The organism is Sphingomonas sp. GV3 (genome assembly GCF_031082075.1).
GTDB classification, from domain to species: domain Bacteria; phylum Pseudomonadota; class Alphaproteobacteria; order Sphingomonadales; family Sphingomonadaceae; genus Sphingomonas; species Sphingomonas beigongshangi.
In genome coordinates this window covers 197,782-213,995 of the sequence record NZ_JARWLE010000001.1, presented here as the reverse complement: position 1 = coordinate 213,995, position 16,214 = coordinate 197,782, and the positions used below count along the sequence as shown (strand labels likewise).

Annotated in this window: 14 protein-coding genes; 8 read left to right on the top strand and 6 right to left on the bottom strand. The window is 68.5% G+C overall.

Annotated features, from left to right (window positions below):
- Positions 1-7: 7 nt before the first annotated feature.
- Positions 8-640 carry a DNA starvation/stationary phase protection protein gene (locus RF701_RS01030; protein ID WP_287980042.1) on the bottom strand — a complete coding sequence of 211 codons (633 nt, stop codon included), beginning with the start codon at positions 638-640 and terminating at the stop codon, positions 8-10.
- A gap of 298 nt (positions 641-938) precedes the next feature.
- Here RF701_RS01030 and RF701_RS01025 point away from each other — a divergent pair, with 298 nt between their 5' ends.
- The 6 genes from RF701_RS01025 to RF701_RS01000 are packed head-to-tail and all read left to right on the top strand — an operon-like array spanning position 939 to position 7,953.
- Positions 939-2,957, top strand: a complete 2,019-nt coding sequence (locus RF701_RS01025) for an HAD-IIB family hydrolase (protein ID WP_308813782.1) — start codon at positions 939-941, stop codon at positions 2,955-2,957.
- Positions 2,954-4,096 (top strand): glycosyltransferase, encoded by a 1,143-nt coding sequence (locus tag RF701_RS01020; protein ID WP_308813781.1) that lies wholly within the window; start codon positions 2,954-2,956, stop codon positions 4,094-4,096. The genes RF701_RS01025 and RF701_RS01020 overlap by 4 nt, the downstream gene beginning before the upstream one ends.
- Positions 4,093-5,016 carry a galactosyltransferase-related protein gene (locus RF701_RS01015; protein ID WP_308813780.1) on the top strand — a complete coding sequence of 308 codons (924 nt, stop codon included), beginning with the start codon at positions 4,093-4,095 and terminating at the stop codon, positions 5,014-5,016. The genes RF701_RS01020 and RF701_RS01015 overlap by 4 nt, the downstream gene beginning before the upstream one ends.
- Entirely contained in the window at positions 5,013-6,086 is a 1,074-nt protein-coding gene (locus RF701_RS01010) for a glycosyltransferase (protein ID WP_210359465.1), read from the top strand. The genes RF701_RS01015 and RF701_RS01010 overlap by 4 nt, the downstream gene beginning before the upstream one ends.
- The gene (locus RF701_RS01005; protein ID WP_210359464.1) at positions 6,083-6,970 is read left to right on the top strand and encodes a polysaccharide pyruvyl transferase family protein; all 888 of its coding nucleotides are present in this window, start codon (positions 6,083-6,085) and stop codon (positions 6,968-6,970) included. The genes RF701_RS01010 and RF701_RS01005 overlap by 4 nt, the downstream gene beginning before the upstream one ends.
- Complete coding sequence (locus RF701_RS01000) at positions 6,967-7,953, top strand: glycosyltransferase (RefSeq protein WP_308813779.1); 987 nt, start codon at positions 6,967-6,969, stop codon at positions 7,951-7,953. The genes RF701_RS01005 and RF701_RS01000 overlap by 4 nt, the downstream gene beginning before the upstream one ends.
- Here RF701_RS01000 and RF701_RS00995 read toward each other — a convergent pair.
- Genes RF701_RS00995 through RF701_RS00985 form a run of 3 tightly spaced genes read right to left on the bottom strand, consistent with a single transcriptional unit; the run spans position 7,904 to position 10,024 of the window.
- Entirely contained in the window at positions 7,904-8,965 is a 1,062-nt protein-coding gene (locus RF701_RS00995; RefSeq protein WP_246848451.1) for a retroviral-like aspartic protease family protein, read from the bottom strand. The two genes, RF701_RS01000 and RF701_RS00995, sit on opposite strands and share 50 nt — an antisense overlap.
- 52 nt (positions 8,966-9,017) lie before the next feature.
- Positions 9,018-9,653, bottom strand: a complete 636-nt coding sequence (locus tag RF701_RS00990; RefSeq protein WP_308813778.1) for a PAS-domain containing protein — start codon at positions 9,651-9,653, stop codon at positions 9,018-9,020.
- Positions 9,638-10,024, bottom strand: coding sequence for a hypothetical protein (locus RF701_RS00985; RefSeq protein WP_203311220.1), 387 nt, complete (start codon positions 10,022-10,024; stop codon positions 9,638-9,640). Before RF701_RS00985 ends, RF701_RS00990 begins: the two co-directional genes overlap by 16 nt.
- A gap of 253 nt (positions 10,025-10,277) precedes the next feature.
- Here RF701_RS00985 and RF701_RS00980 point away from each other — a divergent pair, with 253 nt between their 5' ends.
- Both RF701_RS00980 and RF701_RS00975 read left to right on the top strand, forming a co-directional pair.
- A complete protein-coding gene (locus RF701_RS00980; RefSeq protein ID WP_374758573.1) occupies positions 10,278-11,717 on the top strand; it encodes a L,D-transpeptidase family protein in 1,440 nt (479 codons plus the stop codon).
- A 96-nt stretch (positions 11,718-11,813) separates the two neighbouring features.
- Positions 11,814-12,734 (top strand): NADP-dependent oxidoreductase, encoded by a 921-nt coding sequence (locus RF701_RS00975; protein ID WP_308813777.1) that lies wholly within the window; start codon positions 11,814-11,816, stop codon positions 12,732-12,734.
- 5 nt (positions 12,735-12,739) lie between these two features.
- Here the strand turns inward: RF701_RS00975 and RF701_RS00970 are convergent, their stop codons facing one another.
- Together RF701_RS00970 and RF701_RS00965 are read right to left on the bottom strand one after the other, a co-directional pair.
- Positions 12,740-14,146: an MATE family efflux transporter gene (locus RF701_RS00970; RefSeq protein ID WP_308813776.1), complete on the bottom strand. Its 1,407-nt coding sequence runs from the start codon at positions 14,144-14,146 to the stop codon at positions 12,740-12,742.
- 94 nt (positions 14,147-14,240) lie between these two features.
- Positions 14,241-16,193, bottom strand: coding sequence for a DUF3857 domain-containing protein (locus tag RF701_RS00965; protein WP_308813775.1), 1,953 nt, complete (start codon positions 16,191-16,193; stop codon positions 14,241-14,243).
- Positions 16,194-16,214 lie beyond the last annotated feature (21 nt).

The window sequence follows — 16,214 nt, the reverse complement described above, 5'->3', positions numbered from 1 at the left end:
CAGGGCCCTATTTCGCCATCGGCAGTGGCTGCCCGCCGTTGAGCGGCGCCCCCGTATTCTGGTCGGTCGGCGTCGGCTGGATCATGGCGCGCATCTGCCACTGATATTTGTCGATCGCGTGCTGCACCTCCTGCAGGAGGTTCGACGTCGTCGGATCGCCGTCTTCGGTCGCCTTGATCCCCTGCCCCACCTCATCGCTGACCACGCGATAGTTGCGCGCGAACCAGACGATCACCTGCCCGTCGTCGATAAACCCACCGGTGATTTCGGGCACGCGGCTGGTGCGTACGATCGTGTTGGCGCGGCCATCGGCCGAGGCGCCTATCGCGAGCAGCCGCTCGGCGACCTCGTCCGCATATTTGCCGACGCCCTCGTAATGTTCCTGCAGCAGCTCGTGCAGGGGATAGAAGAGCGTGCCGGAGACGTTCCAATGCGCCTGCTTCGTCTGGAGCTGAAGCTGCTGCAATTCGGTCAGCGTCTGTTGCAGGGCGGCGATCGAAGCACGCTGCGCCTCGCCGCGCGGGCCGCCATGGTCGCGGTCCGAAATGCTGTTCTGCGGGAAACTGCCCGACGCCTGCTGACTCTGGGCGGCGGCGGGCGCGGCGACGAGGCACGCAGCGACGAACAGTGGGAGGCGCATCGGCAATTCCTTCATGGAAAAATGAACACAGCCCACAACGCGGCCAGCGCCGATAGCGTTGTCTAAATTCTCGTTCAGCTTCCCACATGCCGCCGGATCGGACCTTTGTATTGAGGTTCGGCCGAATACCCATCGAGTCTCGAAAAGTAACAAGCGGCATTGATCGATATCAATACAAAAGACTTTGATGCTCGTGGAACCATTTCCGGCAATCTTCGCGATTAACCTAAGTGATAATTCTTGGACACAATTTTCCCGAACAACGTTGAGCTCCAGCAAAAAAACGAAAGGGGCGCACATGATCATCTTTCATCTGGCGCTCGGCGGCTGCCTGAAGGCGCCGCCTGTCGATTTCGGGATCACGGCGGACACGGGCGGCCATATCGCCTATGTGCTCGATGCTGCTCGCCATCAGGCGCTGCGCGACGATGTGGAACAGGTCGTCATCGTCACGCGCGCGTTCGACGACATACGTCTGGGTGCGACGCATAGCCGCAGCCATGAGACGGTCGCGGACAAAGTCGCCATTCGCCGCATCGCCACCGACGATCGTCGCTACCTCGAGAAGGAGGCACTGGGGGCGGACCTCGGTGCGTTCATCGAGGCGTTCGTCGTGATGCTCGCCGATCTGCCGCGTCGGCCCGACGTGATCCACGCGCATTTCGCCGATGCGGCCGCGGTCGCGATGGCCGCACAGCGACGGTTCGGCATCCCCTTCGTCTACACGCCGCATGCGCTTGGCATCGACAAGCGGGAACAGCGGATCGAAAGCCCCGGACTGGACGCGCGCATCCTTGCCGAACGCGCCGCCATTGTCGCCGCCTCCGCCATCGTCGTGTCGACGGAAGAGGAAGCGCGGCGGCAGGTCGCAGGTTATGGCGTCGCGCTCGGCGACCGCATCCGGGTCGTCGCGCCCGGCGTGCCGCGCCAAGGCCGCGAGAGGGCCGTGCGGACGCTGGCGGATCGGCTGGACCGATGGCTCGAACGCCCCGAACTGCCGATCGTGCTCGCCATCGCCCGGCCAGTCGCGAAGAAGAACCTCGGCGCGATCGCGCGCGCCTTCGCCGGCAACGCCGGGCTGCGCGCACGCGCAAACCTCGTCATTCTCGCCGGGCAGCACGCGCATGCCAGCGGGGAGGAGCGTGCCGCGCTTGCCGAGCTGCGGGCGATGGCCGACAGCTCGGCCCTGCGCGGCCGTTTCGCCCTGCCCGCGTCTCACGACGCGGACGACGTCGCCGCCCTTTATGCGCGTGCGGCCGACGGGGGCGTGTTCGTCAACCCCGCACTGCACGAGCCGTTTGGTCTGACGCTGGTCGAGGCGGCGGCGGCGGGCGTGCCGGTCGTCGCGACGCGTAACGGCGGGCCGGCCGATATCCTCGCGACGATCGGCCACGGCTTGCTCGTCGACCCGAAGGACGAGGCCGCGATCGGCGCCGCCATGGAGGCGATCGTCGCCGATCCCACGCGCCACGCCGGCTTTGCAGCCGCCGCCCGGGCGAATGTCGGCCGCTATTGCTGGCACAGCTATGCCGCAACGACATCGACGCTGTATCGCGGCCTCGCCGCCCCGCGCCTGCTCGCCTGCGACATCGACAACACGCTGACGGGCTGCACGGAGAGCGCACGCGCGTTCGCCGCGTGGCGCGAAGCGACCGACCTGCCCTTCGTCATCGCGACGGGCCGCGGCTTCGATGCGGCACGCATGATTCTGAAGCGCTGGCGGCTTCCCCAGCCGGACGCGTTCATCGTCGACGTCGGGACGCGGCTGATGCTCGCCGACGGACGTGGCGGATGGCGCGCCTGCCCCGACTATGCCCGCGCGCTCGACGCCAATTGGGATCGCGAGGCCGTGGAGGACGCCTTGGCGCCGCTGGAGGTCACCCGTCAGCCGGAGGCGACGGCGGGGCCGCACAAGGTCAGTTTCTACGGCACCGCGACCGATGCGGAACGCATCCGCCTGACGCTTCGCGCGCGAGGCCTCGCCGCACGCACCGTCTTCTCGCACGGTCGCCTGATCGATGTGCTCGCGCCCACCGGCGGCAAGGCGCAGGCGATCGCCGCCTTTGCCGCCCGCTCAGGCCTGACGCTGGCGGATTGCGTCGCGGCGGGCGACAGCGGCAACGACGACGACATGCTGGCTGCCTGCGGTCACGCCATCGTCGTCGGCAATGCCGGCGCGGAGCTCGACCATTTGCCAGAGCGACCAGGGCTGCTGCGCGTCGCGGGCCGGCACGCGGCCGGTGTGTTGGAGGGGCTGACGACACTTGGTCTCGTGGCCCGGTCGACGCCGAAGCCGTGCGTGGCGGCGGCGGCATGATGCGTCCCTTCGGCTATTTCGTCCATCATCAGGGGCGCGGCCATGCGGAGCGCTGCGCCGCCATCGCACGGGCGCTGCCGTCCGCGCGGCCGATGACGATCTTCTGCGCGCGCGACGATATCTTCCCGCCCCTTCCGCAGCAGGTCGACATCGTCCGTATCCCGTCCCTGTTCGAAGCCACCGGCGACGAGGCGACGACCATGGACTGGGTGCCGACGCCGCAGACGCTGCATTGCGCGCCGCTGGGCTGGCCGGGGATCCGCCGCGCGATGAGGACGCTGGCCGACTGGTTCGACACCGCGGATCCGGCGCTGATCCTCTGCGACGTGTCGGCGGAGGTGGCCCAGCTCGCACGCATCTGCTCCGTGCCGCACGTCAAGGTGCTGCAGCACGGCGACCGCAGCGACCCGGGTCATCGCGCCGCCTATGACGGGGCGGCGGGGCTGCTCGCGCCCTTTCACGCCGATCTCGGCCAGCCGGACTGGGACGATGCGTTTCGCGCGCGGACCTGTTTCGCCGGCGGGCTCGGCGTCGACGTGCGCGTGCCGGAACGCGAGGTGGCGCGCCAGCGGATCGGTATCGGCGCGGACGAGGAGATGATCCTCGTCCTGTCGGGCGGCGGCGGCGAAGGCTTTGCCCAGGCGCCGATCGGCGTCGGCGCGCGCACGCGTCCCAATGCTCGGTGGATCACGGTCGGCAAGGTGCAGCGTGACTGGCATGCCACCGAACCATCCAACGTCGAGCACCGCGGCTGGGTGGAGGATGCCGCCGATCATATCGCGGCGGCGGACCTCGTCATCGCCTCGACCGGCAACACGACGTGCCAGCAGATCCTCGCCGCCGGGCGGCCCTGGCTCGCGGTGCCAGAATGGCGCTATTTCGACGAACAGCACCACAAGGCGGAGGCGCTCGCCGCGGCCGGCGTCGCTACCGTTCGCCCCCATCTTCCCTCTTCGGCGCAAGGCTGGAACGCCGCGCTCGCCGAGACGCGTGCCCATCATCGGCCCGACCGGCAGCGCGCAATGATCGACGATGCGCCCGCCGACCGGGCCGCGCTCTGGCTCGAAGCCCTGGCCGACCGGCTGTGGACGCCGATCCCCATCACCCTCGCCCCCTCCCTGGAGCCCCGTCCCCTATGACCTCCGTCTCCGTCGTCACGCTGGCGAAAGGCCGCCCCGATCACCTCGTCAACGTCGTGCTCGGACTGACGCGACAGACCATGATGCCGACCGAATTCCTCGTCGCCGTCATGCAGGACGATCTCTACGACCTGCCCGACGCGCCGTTTCCCGTCCGCCAGATCCGGATCGAGGCGGATTCTCTGCCGCTCGCCATGGCGCGCAACGTCGCCGCCGGCGCGGCGCGCGGCGACACGCTGGTCTTCCTCGACATGGATTGCATCCCGGCGCCGGAACTCGTCGCGGACTATGCCGGCTTTGCGGCGACCTTCGATGGCTTGCTGATGGGTGAGGTCATGTATCTGCCCGGCGGCGCGACGGCGGGCGACTGGTCCTACGACGCCTTTGCGGCGGTGGCGGAAAAACATTCGGACCGGCGCGGGCCGCCCGCCCAAGGGCTGGAGCTGTGCGCGGATTATCGCTGCTTCTGGTCGCTCAACTTTGCCATGCGGCGCGACACCTTCCTGCGCGTCGGCGGCTTCGACGAACGCTATGTCGGTTATGGCGGCGAGGACACCGATTTCGGCAAGATGCTGGACGGCGCGGGCGTGCCGATCGCTTGGATAAAGGGCGGACTCGCCTATCATCAATATCACCCGCACCACATGCCGCCTGTCCACCATCTCGACAGCGTGGTGCGCAACGCGCAATTGTTCGAGCAGAAATGGGGCTATCGCACCATGGGCCACTGGCTGCACGCCTTTCGCCTGATGGGCCTGATCGACGACGCCCCCGGCCGGCCGATCCGGATCCTGCGCGCGCCCGACGACGACGATCGCGCGCTGACCGGACAGCAGAGCCACCAGCCCTATGCGAATACGGCGACGGTCCTTCGTCACCTGGAAGCGACCGCGCGAGCGCCGGATACGGTCGCGGCATGAGGATCGCGGTCCTCGCCCATGTCCGTCAGCGGATAGCGGAACCGTTCGCCGGCGGCATGGAGGCGCATTGCTGGCAGCTCGCCGCCGGGCTGCAGGATCGCGGCCACGACGTGGTTCTGTTCGCCTCGGGCGACAGCGATCCGCGCTTCGCCATCGATCCCGTCCTGCCCGAGCATTACGAACGGACCTTTCCCTGGGCGGAGCATCGTGGATCCGCCCCGCTCATCGCGCATCTGGACCATGGCTATGCGGCGGCGTGCGACCGGATCGCCGCGGGGGGCTTCGACGTCGTCCACAACAACAGTCTGCATCGCTTCCCGCTCGAGCAGCGACGCACCGCGATGGTGCCGACCGTCACCTCCCTCCACGTCCCGCCGTACGACGCGCTGCACTGGTTCGTCAGCCAGAGCCCGTCGCCGCGCCATCACCTGACCGTCACGTCCGCACGGCAACGCGAGGCATGGTGGCCCGCCGGCGCGCCGGCGGAGGTTTCGGTACTGCACAACGGTATCGACGCGGCGCGCTGGCCTTACCGCCCGGACGGTAACGGCGACGCGGTCTGGTGCGGGCGCATCACCCCCAACAAGGGGCCCCATCTCGCCGCCCGGGCGGCACGCGCGGCGGGCATTCGCCTGACCCTGTTCGGCGCGATCGAGGACCCGGATTACTGGTCCGCCGAGGTCGAACCGCTGATCGCCGACACCGTCGTCTATGGCGGCCATCTCGATGCGGCGGCACTCGCCGACGAGCTCGGTCGCGCCTCCTTGTTCGTCTTCACGCCATGCTGGGACGAACCCTTCGGACTGGTCGCGGCGGAGGCCATGGCATGCGGCCTGCCCGTCGCCGCGTTCGACATGGGCGCCGCGCGCGAGGTGATCGGCGAAGCGGGCCGGTTCGCGCCGCCCGCAGACGTCGAGGGACTGGCCGCCGCGATGCGCGAGGCGATGGCGATACCCCCCAATGTACCGCGCGACCGGGTGATGGGCCTGTTCACGCGCGAACGCTGGCTCGATCGCTGCGAGGCGCTGTACCGCACGGTGATGGCGGGTGACGCCAGGCTGGCGGCATGACCGATGTCATCGCGGTCCAGCAGGCGGCGCTGGATCGATTGTATCGCAGCCATGTCGGGCCGGGCGACCGCTATGCGCTGCTCGATTTTCCCGACCACGCCAATGTCGGCGACAGCGCGATCTGGCTCGGCGAGCTGGCGATGCTGCGCGCGATCACCGGCCGCGACCCCGACTACGTTTGCACCTGGCACGATTTCGATGAGCGGGCACTACGCGCCGCCTGTCCCGACGGCATCGTCTTCCTGCACGGCGGCGGCAATCTCGGCGACATCTGGCCGCATCACCAGCGGCTGCGCGAGACGGTGCTCGCGACGCTGCCCGATCGCCGGATCGTGCAATTGCCCCAGTCGATCCATTTTCGCGATGCGACGGCCGCCGCGCGCTTTGCGAGCGTCGCCGCCGCCCATCCCGCGCTGACGCTGTACGTTCGTGACCGCCCCAGTCTCGGCATCGCGCGCGACATGATCGGCTCCTCGGCGGCTATCGCCCCCGATTCCGCGTTCGCGCTCGGCCCCCAGCCGCGGCAAAGGACAGACGTACCCTTGCTGGCGCTGATGCGAACGGATGTCGAGCGCGATGCGCATGCCCCCGCGCTTGCCCCTGGGACGCTCGCCTGCGACTGGCTCGACGACGAAGGCACGGTGGAGGGCGATCATGCGGCGCAAGCGCTGGCGCGTTTCCGCCGCGGCCTTCGTCTTCTGTCGCGCGGAGAAGCGATCGTCACCGACCGCCTGCACGGCCATATCCTCGCGCTGTTGCTCGACATTCCCCATGTCGTCCTCGACAACGACTATGGAAAGATCGGTCGCTATGTCGAGGCATGGACCTCGGCAAGTCATCGGCTTCATCGCTCGGTTCCGGCCATAAGATCGGCGGCCGCGTGACGGACACGCCGGTGGTGAGCCTGCTGGTGTGCACGCGCGATCGCGTGCTTTCCCTGCCGCGATTGCTGTCGTCGATCACGCGCGCCGCCGCGCATCCGGAGGCGCCGCGGATCGAGGTGGTGCTGGTGGACAATGGCTCCAGCGACGGGACGGCCGACTGTCTCGCGCGCTGGGCAGCGGATCAGCCGTTCGCGGTCCGGCTGATCACGGCCGAGCGGCCAGGGCTGGCGCATGCCCGCAATGCCAGCCTGCCCCATGCCCGCGGCGCGATCCTCGCGATGACCGATGACGACTGCCGTCTCCATCCCGATTATTTCGCCGCGCTCGTCGGCTGCTTCTCCGCCCTGCAGGCGCCCGCGATCGTCGGCGGTCGCATCCTGCCGGGCGATCCGGCGGACCTGCCGCTCACCATCAAGCTCGAGGACCATCCGATGGTCGCCGCGCCGCACCGCTTTCCCGGCGGCTTCGCCATGGGCGCCAATCTGGCCATGACCCGCGATGTGCCCGGCCGCGTCGGCCCGTTCGATGCGCGCTTCGGGGCCGGCACGCCGTTCCGCGCAGCCGAAGATACCGACTATCTCGTCCGCGCGCAGGCGGCTGGCGTTGCCATTCGCTACGATCCGCGCTTCGTGGTGGACCATCATCACGGACGTCGTTTGCCGGCCGAGGAACGCTCGCTGCTGGCGGGCTACGGCATCGGCGATGGCGCGCTCTACGCCAAGTATTTGTTCAAGGACCCGCGCGTGCTCCGCTTTCTGCTGGGCGACCTCGCGGCGCTGCCGCGCGATGTGTTCGCCCCCATACGCACTCACGCGAGCGTCCGGGCCTTCCACTTCTTCCGCCTGCGCTGCAAGATCCGCGGCATGGTCATCTATGCTTGGGTGGCAGCCCGTACCGCCGCCTACCGCCGCACGCGCGGACACGGGCGGGACGTCAGCGCCCCGTCGGCGCCGGTGGACAGACGCCCGGCGACTCGCCGTTGAGGCGAAGCGACTGCCAGCCGCGGTCGAGCGCGGGCGGAGGTCCGCACCGGCGCAGCTGGAACCGGACCTTCTTCGCCCCGAAATCGAGCGAGACGCGGCGAAAGCTCCCCATCAGGTCGGTTCCCAGCATCATCGCCGGTGTGTCGCGCAACCCGAAGAGCGCAAACGGGGGCAGATCCGCGAAGCCGACGACGACGTTGCGCATCGTGATGCTGCCGATCCGCATCTCGGGAACGATGGCCAGCGGCACTTCCATCCGCTCGCCGGTCACGCTGATCAGTTCGGTCGTGGCGGACTGCGGCGGCGTCCGACGGCGATGGAACAGGGCGTCGCGAAGCGCGAGATTGCCGATCGTCAGCTGCGACCCGGTATCGACGACCGCGCGGATGCCGACGCCGCCGGCCCGCGCCTGCGTCAGGATCAGCTGGCCGCCGCGACGACGCGCGGTGACGACAATGTCGTCGGCACGGGTCTGCACCGGCCGCCGCGTATCCTCGACGGTGACGGCGTTCGTCTCGAAATCGAGCATCAGCCGCTGACCCCGCAACGCATCGATCCCGACCAGGCCGCGCGCACCCAATGTGGCCTCGGGCAAGGTCGGCGCGGCGATATCCTCCACGATACTGCTGCCGATGCCGAGCCGAGCGATACGCGCCGTCTCGCGGCGGCTCGTCCCGGCCATGCCGTGCAACATCACCGGGTCGCCGGCTGGCAAGGCGAGCGCGCGCGCAAGCCTGTCCGCGATCACCGACCGATCCGCGCCGCTGTCGACGACGAAGCGGTAGGGGCCGTGGCCATCGACGGTGACACGCACGGCCATCCGCGTGTCGAGCTGCTCGCCGGCGACGCTTTCGCCCGCGATCTCCAGCGCGTCGTCGATCTGTGCTTCGCCGGGGGGGAGCCGGGCGGCGGGCGGGGGCTCTGGGACGCGCTGCGGCAGCGGCGCCGCCTGAGGCGACAGCGCACCGGCAAGCCAGAAGAGGCAGCACGCGACCATGGCCGATCCTAGCATCGCAACCACGCCAATCCAATGTTTCCGGCGGATCGCGTCGCAGATCTCGGGATCAGCGCAGAAGGTCCTCGTTGACGCGCGCCATCTCGATCAGCACGGCGGAGGTCTCGCGCGACAATTCACGGATCGCGGCCGCGACGACGGCAAATCCGTGGCCGAGATCGCCGAGGCGGGCGGCCTCGATGCTGGCGTTCAGCGCGAGGTTGCGCGTGTCTGCCGAAATCCGCGCGACGGTCGCCAGCATCGAGCCGGACTGGCGGGCCAGTGCGTCACGCGAGTCGCTGCGACGGTGCATCATCCTTTCATGCGTGACGTCCAGGAACGTCAGTATCGCACCCCCCGCCGCGATCGGATCGAACGTCACCTCAAAGATCTTGCCGCTGTCGAAGACGTGGTCGAACCGTTGCGGTATCCCCTGTCGCGACCAGCTACGATGATTGTCAAGGACGCGCGCCACCCGATCGGCAGGCCAGCCGACGGCCCTGCCGACGGACGCAAGATAGCCGCCCAGCGTCGAGCCGATCGAGATCGAACCCCGCGCGAATCCGAAGATCGTCGGGACGCGGTCGTTAATCAGCATGATCGACTCGTCGGCGTCGTACATGACCACACCCTGACGGACGTGGGCCATTAGAAGCGCGAGCTGTGCAGCCGCATCCAGCGGCGTGTCGGTCAGCGCTGCTCCCACAGCCGATCCATCCACGCGCGGGCTTCGTCCATCGACAGAAACGTACGACAGTTCGGACCGCGCAGGTAGCGTTCGGTCTGTAGCTTCGCGAGGTTCGACGAGGCGACCGCGGCGACCGGGGCGGACGTCAGTTTCATCGCTTTCGGCACGAACAACGCCAAAATGTCCACTACCGCGCCGGAGTGGACGCTGGATTCACGCAGGTCGGCTATTGCCCGGAAAGGACCGTGGCGCAGGCGCGCCGCGGTGGCGCGCGCCAGTGCCTCTGCGGTGAACTTCGTTGCGACCGGCACGGTCCAGAATCCCCGCGCGGTGATTGAGAACAGCGACGCTTGCTCATCGAATGCGATTTCATAGTGTTCGCGAGACATTCCGGGTCCAGTTCCGAGTACGAAAGACGCGGTCGCAAACCGTCCGGTCACCCTAACCGACGAACCGCGTCTTCAGGCCGGGACCATCGCCCACAAGCCTTAATAAAATCACTTTGGCAGAGGGACAGAACCGTACCGAAATCGAACCAGCCCTCGCCACCGCAACGCGCCGGCGCATAATGTTGCGCATCCGCTATGATCCAGAGGGAGCAGACTGCCTGCCACGCCGTTCTACCCTCTGCACAGGCGGGAGATGAGCGTGCAATCAAGGTCAGGAAGTATCGTCGTCGCGTTGCTGCTGTCGGCTTGCAACGTCGAGGTCGCGCAGGACCGCAACGCCAGTGCGACGGCGACGCCGCAGGCGCCCGTCGCGCAGGCGGGCTGGACCAGCAAGACGACGGACCAATTGCGCACGGCGATCGACGGCCGCGCGGCGCATGGGCTCGACCATGTCGACTTCGGCCCACCGCCAGCGGACGATCGTCAGCGAACCGAGCAGGCGCTGCGCTATGCCGCCGCGCTGGCGCAGGGCGCGACCGACCCGACGAAGCTCTACGACATCTACACAGTCCCCCGTCCCCATCCGGATCTTAAGGCCGGGTTGGCGGCGGCGCTGCACAACGGCGATCTGGCCGGCTGGCTGAACGGGCTTGCCCCGCAGGACGCCAATTACGCCAGGCTGTCGGCGGCCTATCTGAAGCGCCGGCAGCCGGCACCGGAGTCGACCCCCGACATCGCCGTGACCGACCAGCCGGTAAAGCCCGGCGCGAACGATCCACGCATCCCGGCGGTCGCCCACGAATTGGTGGTGCTGGGCTATCTGGACGGCGCGCCGCCATCGGGCTCGATCTACGCTCCGCCACTGGTCGATGCCGTCCGGCGGATGCAGGCGGATTACGGCATGAAGCCCGATGGGATCATCGGGGCCGAAGCGCTCGCCATCCTCAACATGTCCGACGCGGATCGTGCGCGCGCGATTGCGGTCGCGATGGAGCGGCTCCGCTGGCTCGATCGCAATCCGCCCAAGACGCGCATCGACGTCAATCTCGCGGCGGCGCGGCTGACCTATTGGCGTGACGGTGCGATCGTCGACAGCCGCAAGGTGGTGGTCGGCGAGCCTGACCGGGAAACGCCGCAGCTTGGCTCGCCCGTCTTCCGTCTGGTGGCGAACCCGACCTGGACGGTGCCCCGATCGATCCAGCAGAAGGAGATCGCGGGGAAGGGTCAGGGTTATCTGCGCGCCAACAACATGGTGTGGAAGGACGGCTGGATCGTGCAGCAGCCCGGTCCGAAGAACTCGCTGGGCCTCGTCAAGTTCGACATGCTCAACGACCAGGCCATCTACCTGCACGACACGCCGGCCAAGGCGCTGTTCGGCATGGTGCAGCGCCAGCGCAGCCATGGCTGCGTTCGGGTGGACGACGCGCTCGGCTTCGCCGAAATGATCGCCACCGACGAGGGCGTGCTAGACGCTTGGCATCAAGCGCGCGCAACAGGCAAGGAAACGTTCGTCAAGCTGCCGCGGCAGATCCCCGTTCGCATGCTGTACCAGACTGTGCTGTTCGGGGACGACGGCGAACCGATCGTCCGCAACGACCCGTACGGGTGGGACGATCGCGTCGGTGCCGCGCTCGGCTTCAAGGCGGGCAAGGCCTTGCGCGTCCAGAAGGGCGCCGCGGACATCGGGCCGTGACGCCGTCGCTCGCCTGACGCGTCCGTCGGCAGCTGTACGGGAACGGCGCGTGAAGACCTTGGTTGGGCATGCGGCACCCCAATCGAGGATCCAACGATGACAGTCCAAGCCGTGCGGGTTCACCGCTTCACGCAACCCGAAACGCTGGTGGTCGAGCGCGTCGATCCTCCCGCCTCTGCGGGCGGCGTGATCGTCGCCGCGGAGGTGGCAAGCGTGAACCCCGTCGACTGGAAGACGGCGGAAGGCGCCTATGCCCCCGTCGGCGAGGCCAAGCTGCCGATCACCTTGGGCCGCGATCTTGCCGGCACGATCGAGACGAGCGAGATCGAAGGCTGGACGCCGGGCGACCGCGTGTGCGCCTTCATCGGTCAGGATCGCGGCGCGCAGGCCACTCGCGTGCGGGTGACCGCCGAAGAACTGACACGCATCCCCGATCGGGTGTCGACCGATATCGCCGGCGCGCTGCCACTGGCGGCGATGACCGCCTGGCAGGGGTTGTTCGACCATGGCGGGCTGGCGACCGGTCAGCGGGTGCTGATCCATGGCGCGGCAGGCGGGGTGGGACACCTTGCGGTCCAGTTCGCACGCTGGAAGGGCTGCACCGTGTTCGCGACCGCTGCCGCGGACGATCTCGATTTCGTCGCCTCGCTCGGCGCCGATACCGTCATCGACTATCGTAGCCAGCGTTTCGAGGACGTCGCCACTGAACTGGACCTCGTCTTCGACACGCAGGGGGGAGAGACGCAGGCCAGGTCGTTCGCGACGTTGAAACCGGGGGGCATCCTGGTGTCGACGCTCGACCCGGACGAGGCGCGTGCCGCCGCGCTCGGCGTTCGCACCGTACCCCGCTGGCATGCGCAGCCCGACGCGGTGGCGCTCGGCCGGGTGCTGGACCTCGTCGCCGAGGGCGCCGTTCGGGTCGAGATATCGCGCCGGTTCAAGCTGGACGCGGTCGAGGATGCGCATCGCTTCGCCCGCAACGATCACCCGCGCGGCAAGGTCATCCTGGTCGTTTGAGCCGCTCAGGCCGGCGCGGGTTCCAGCCCGAGCCGGCCGCGCGCGCGCCAGCGCATGGTGAGAAGGATCGCGACGACGAGCAGCCCCGCGGCAAGGCCCCACCATATGCCGGCTCCGGCGAGCGGCGTTGCGAAGCCGAGCGCCACCGAACTGCCAAAGCCGACGACCCAATAGCCGAACGCGGCGATCAGCATCGGTACGCGCGTGTCCTGGATGCCGCGCAGGACGCCGGCCGCCACGGCTTGCGCGCCGTCCGCCAGCTGAAACACCGCCGCCACCGTCAGGAAGCGGACGGCCAATGCCACCACCGTCGCATTGGCGGGGTCGTGCGTGTCGATATACAGACCGATGAGGGACCGGGGGGCGGTCCAGATGATCGTGGCGGTGACGGCCATCACGCCGACGCCGATCGCCAGCGCGACATTCCCCGCAAGCGCGATCCAGCGACGATCCGCGGCGCCGTACGCCAGGCCGACGCGGATCGTCGCCGCCTGGGCGATGCCGAACGGCAGCTGGAATGCGAAGGCGGCGATGTTGAGCGCGATGGCATGGGCTGCAACGTCGGTGACGCCGATCAGGCCCATCAGCAAGGCCGCGCCGCCGAACAGACCCCCCTCCAGCATCCAGGTCGCCATGATCGGCAGCCCGATACGGCAGATGTCGCGCGCGCGGGCGCCATCGCCACGCCACCAGCGGCCGAAGAGGCGATAGCGCCGCAACCGCGGATCGCGCACGAGGATCACCGCATAGGTCAGGGTCATGACCGCGAAGCTGACCAGGTTCGCCAGCGCCGATCCGGCCAGCCCCAGCGCCGGCGCGTGCCAATTGCCAAAGACCAGCACCCAATTGCCGACGATGTCCACCAGCAGCGCGACGCCCGTCGCGAGGAATGCCCAGCCCGGCCGGCCGAGCGCCGCGGCGGCGATGCGCATCACGCCCGCCGCGACCGACAGCGGCACGGCGGCGAACAGGATACGCAGGAACAGGCCGGCCCGTCGCGCGACCTCGGCATCCTGGCCGGCAAGCAACAGCAGGGCCTGGCCATGCCAGAGCAGCAGCATCACCGGCACCGCGCCGATCAACCCGACCCACAACGCCATGCGCACGTCGCGCCGCACGCCGCGGACGGCGTGCGCCTTGCGGCCACGCTCCGCGGCGATCAGCGGCGCCGCCGCGCTCGTCAGGCCGATCAGCGCATAGCTCAGGAGATTGAACAGAAAGGCCGCCAGCGTCGCGGCCGCCAGGTCGACGGCGCCGAGCCGCGCGACGAAGATCACGTCGACCGCGGCGATCGCCATCTGCAACAGGTTCGCGCCGACCAGCGGCCCGGCAAGCGACAGCAACGCCCTCCCCTCGTCCTTGACCGACGATGGTGGCGGAGCGGCAATAGACGGGGAAAGGGTCGGCTGCATGCCAGTGCCTTACAGCAAATGCGCGCCGTGCCGACCGCCTTCCGCGCCCTTCCCGTCACGCGCGCCGGCTATCGCCGCCCCGCCCCCCGTCAGCTCAGGATGCAGCACCCGCATTTGGGGGACGATGCAGATAGGCATGTTCACGCAACTGGTGGCGCAGCATCTGCTGGGCCGGCGCCGCTTCGGACGCCGGGAATTCCGGGACGAGGCTGTTGGTGTCGGTTTCCAGTTCGACGACGCCGTTGACGATCTGCCCGTCGCGGTGGGTCGCGACGCCCGCAACCGTCTGGTCGAAGTGAAGCGGGTCGAGGGTGAAGCCGTGCCCGCCATTCGGCAGGACGATCGTCTCCCGAAAGCGTCGGGCATTCGGGTAAGGCAGGGCATAGGGTATGTCCGCCGGCGTCCCCGGCTCGCGCGCGAGATCCAGCGACTCGCCCAGCTGCACGCCGGTCAGTTCCAGCGCGTCGTCGGTCCAGTCCAGCGACGCTATACCGTTGAGCACCAGCGTCTCTTCGCCTTTGGTGGCATCGAAGCGCGACAGCACGTCCGTCGGCGCGATATAGTCGAACTGCTTGCCGAACACGCCTCGCAGCGTCCGTTCGCGCTGCTCGGTCGACAGCGCGGCAAGCTGTCGACGGATGGCCAGCGCGCCATCGCCCCGGAACGTCACCTCCGCATGCGCGACGACCGGCTTATCGAAGCCTGCGGATGCGTCCAGCCGCAACGCCGTCTCGCGCAGCGGCTTGTCGGCGGGCGGCGGCATCATCGCGACGAGGGCCCCGCCCTGCGCCTGCACCGGCAGCCCCCAGTGGAAGGCTGGCGTGCGAATGTCGGCGAGATGCCGATCGTCCATGCGTGTACCGTCGAGCCAATAGGTTCGCCCGGCGATGACCGCGCGGACTAAAACATGGTTGAACAGGCCGGCTGAGGGCAGGAAGTTCGGGATCGCATCGCCGAACGAACCGGCGGATACGAGGACGGGCTGCGCCTCGATCTTGAGCTGATGCAGGAGGGCGAGCAGCAGCACCGTCTTGCCCTTGCAGTCGCCATATCGACGGGTCCAGGTATCCTCCGCCGCAGCAGGGACATAGCCGCCATCGTTCAGCCCGACGTACAGATAGCGTACCTGTTCCTGCACCAGGGCCAGCGCCGCCTCCGCCTGCGCAACGGGATCGGCGGTCATATGCGCGATGCGGGTCGCCTCGGCCTCCACCGCACCGCCGGGCTTGACGAACGAAGCCTTGTCGTACAGCGGCGCCATCGTCGCGGAGACTTCCGCGAAGTCATGCCAGTCGGAGAACTGGATCGCGTCGGCCTGGCGAAAGCGCTCGGGCGCGTATTTGGGCAGATGCGGATCGGGTACGTCGGTCTCGCTGATCGACAGCGTCTCGGTCCGGCCCGTGGTGATGCGCGGATCGGGAACGCCGGGCAGTGCGCGCCAGCGGATCGGAATGGCCTTTTCCCATTGCGCGTCGAATTGCGTCTGCATCGTGCCGGGCGACAGGTTCAGTCGCGCCTCGTGGTGACGGCCGAGCGCCGGATCGTGGCTGGTCCGGGTACCGCTGATCTCCACGATATCGCCAACCGCAAGGCCAGCGATCGGCAGCGTCGCCGTCAACCGGCCATCGATCGCCGCCCGTTCTAGGTTCGTCTCGCGATGCAGCACGGTGAAGTGCTGGTCCTTCAGCACGTCGATGACTTGGCTGCCGCGACGGATGACCACCGTATGGATGCGCAACGTCTCCGTTTCCGGGTTCCAGGTCAGCGAGATCGTGCCGAGCTTGGCGAGATCGTCAGGGGTCACGACCTGGTTCGCGGCGACCCAGTGCAGCGACATGCCGCCCTCCGGTTCGAAGACCAGCTGGTCTGCACGCAGCAACATGTGATGGGGGGCGTGGCCGGCCCGAACCACTTCGACCGGCGTCGCGACCGGCTTGACCCACGCGGCGGGCGCACCGACGGAAAAGCTTGGGGCATCCTCCGCGCGCACGCCTGCCGCAGCCGCCAGCAGAGACCCGGCCGCAACCGCGCATGAAAAGATCTTCATGGTCATTCTTTCGATTGGACC

Bases quoted from the DNA above. Each gene is read 5' to 3' on its own strand.
- RF701_RS01030 (WP_287980042.1), bottom strand. From the start codon at position 640: ATGCGCCTCCCACTGTTCGTCGCTGCGTGCCTCGTCGCCGCGCCCGCC.
- RF701_RS01025 (WP_308813782.1), top strand. From the start codon at position 939: ATGATCATCTTTCATCTGGCGCTCGGCGGCTGCCTGAAGGCGCCGCCT.
- RF701_RS01020 (WP_308813781.1), top strand. From the start codon at position 2,954: ATGATGCGTCCCTTCGGCTATTTCGTCCATCATCAGGGGCGCGGCCAT.
- RF701_RS01015 (WP_308813780.1), top strand. From the start codon at position 4,093: ATGACCTCCGTCTCCGTCGTCACGCTGGCGAAAGGCCGCCCCGATCAC.
- RF701_RS01010 (WP_210359465.1), top strand. From the start codon at position 5,013: ATGAGGATCGCGGTCCTCGCCCATGTCCGTCAGCGGATAGCGGAACCG.
- RF701_RS01005 (WP_210359464.1), top strand. From the start codon at position 6,083: ATGACCGATGTCATCGCGGTCCAGCAGGCGGCGCTGGATCGATTGTAT.
- RF701_RS00995 (WP_246848451.1), bottom strand. From the start codon at position 8,965: ATGCTAGGATCGGCCATGGTCGCGTGCTGCCTCTTCTGGCTTGCCGGT.
- RF701_RS00985 (WP_203311220.1), bottom strand. From the start codon at position 10,024: ATGTCTCGCGAACACTATGAAATCGCATTCGATGAGCAAGCGTCGCTG.
- RF701_RS00980 (WP_374758573.1), top strand. From the start codon at position 10,278: ATGAGCGTGCAATCAAGGTCAGGAAGTATCGTCGTCGCGTTGCTGCTG.
- RF701_RS00975 (WP_308813777.1), top strand. From the start codon at position 11,814: ATGACAGTCCAAGCCGTGCGGGTTCACCGCTTCACGCAACCCGAAACG.
- RF701_RS00970 (WP_308813776.1), bottom strand. From the start codon at position 14,146: ATGCAGCCGACCCTTTCCCCGTCTATTGCCGCTCCGCCACCATCGTCG.
- RF701_RS00965 (WP_308813775.1), bottom strand. From the start codon at position 16,193: ATGAAGATCTTTTCATGCGCGGTTGCGGCCGGGTCTCTGCTGGCGGCT.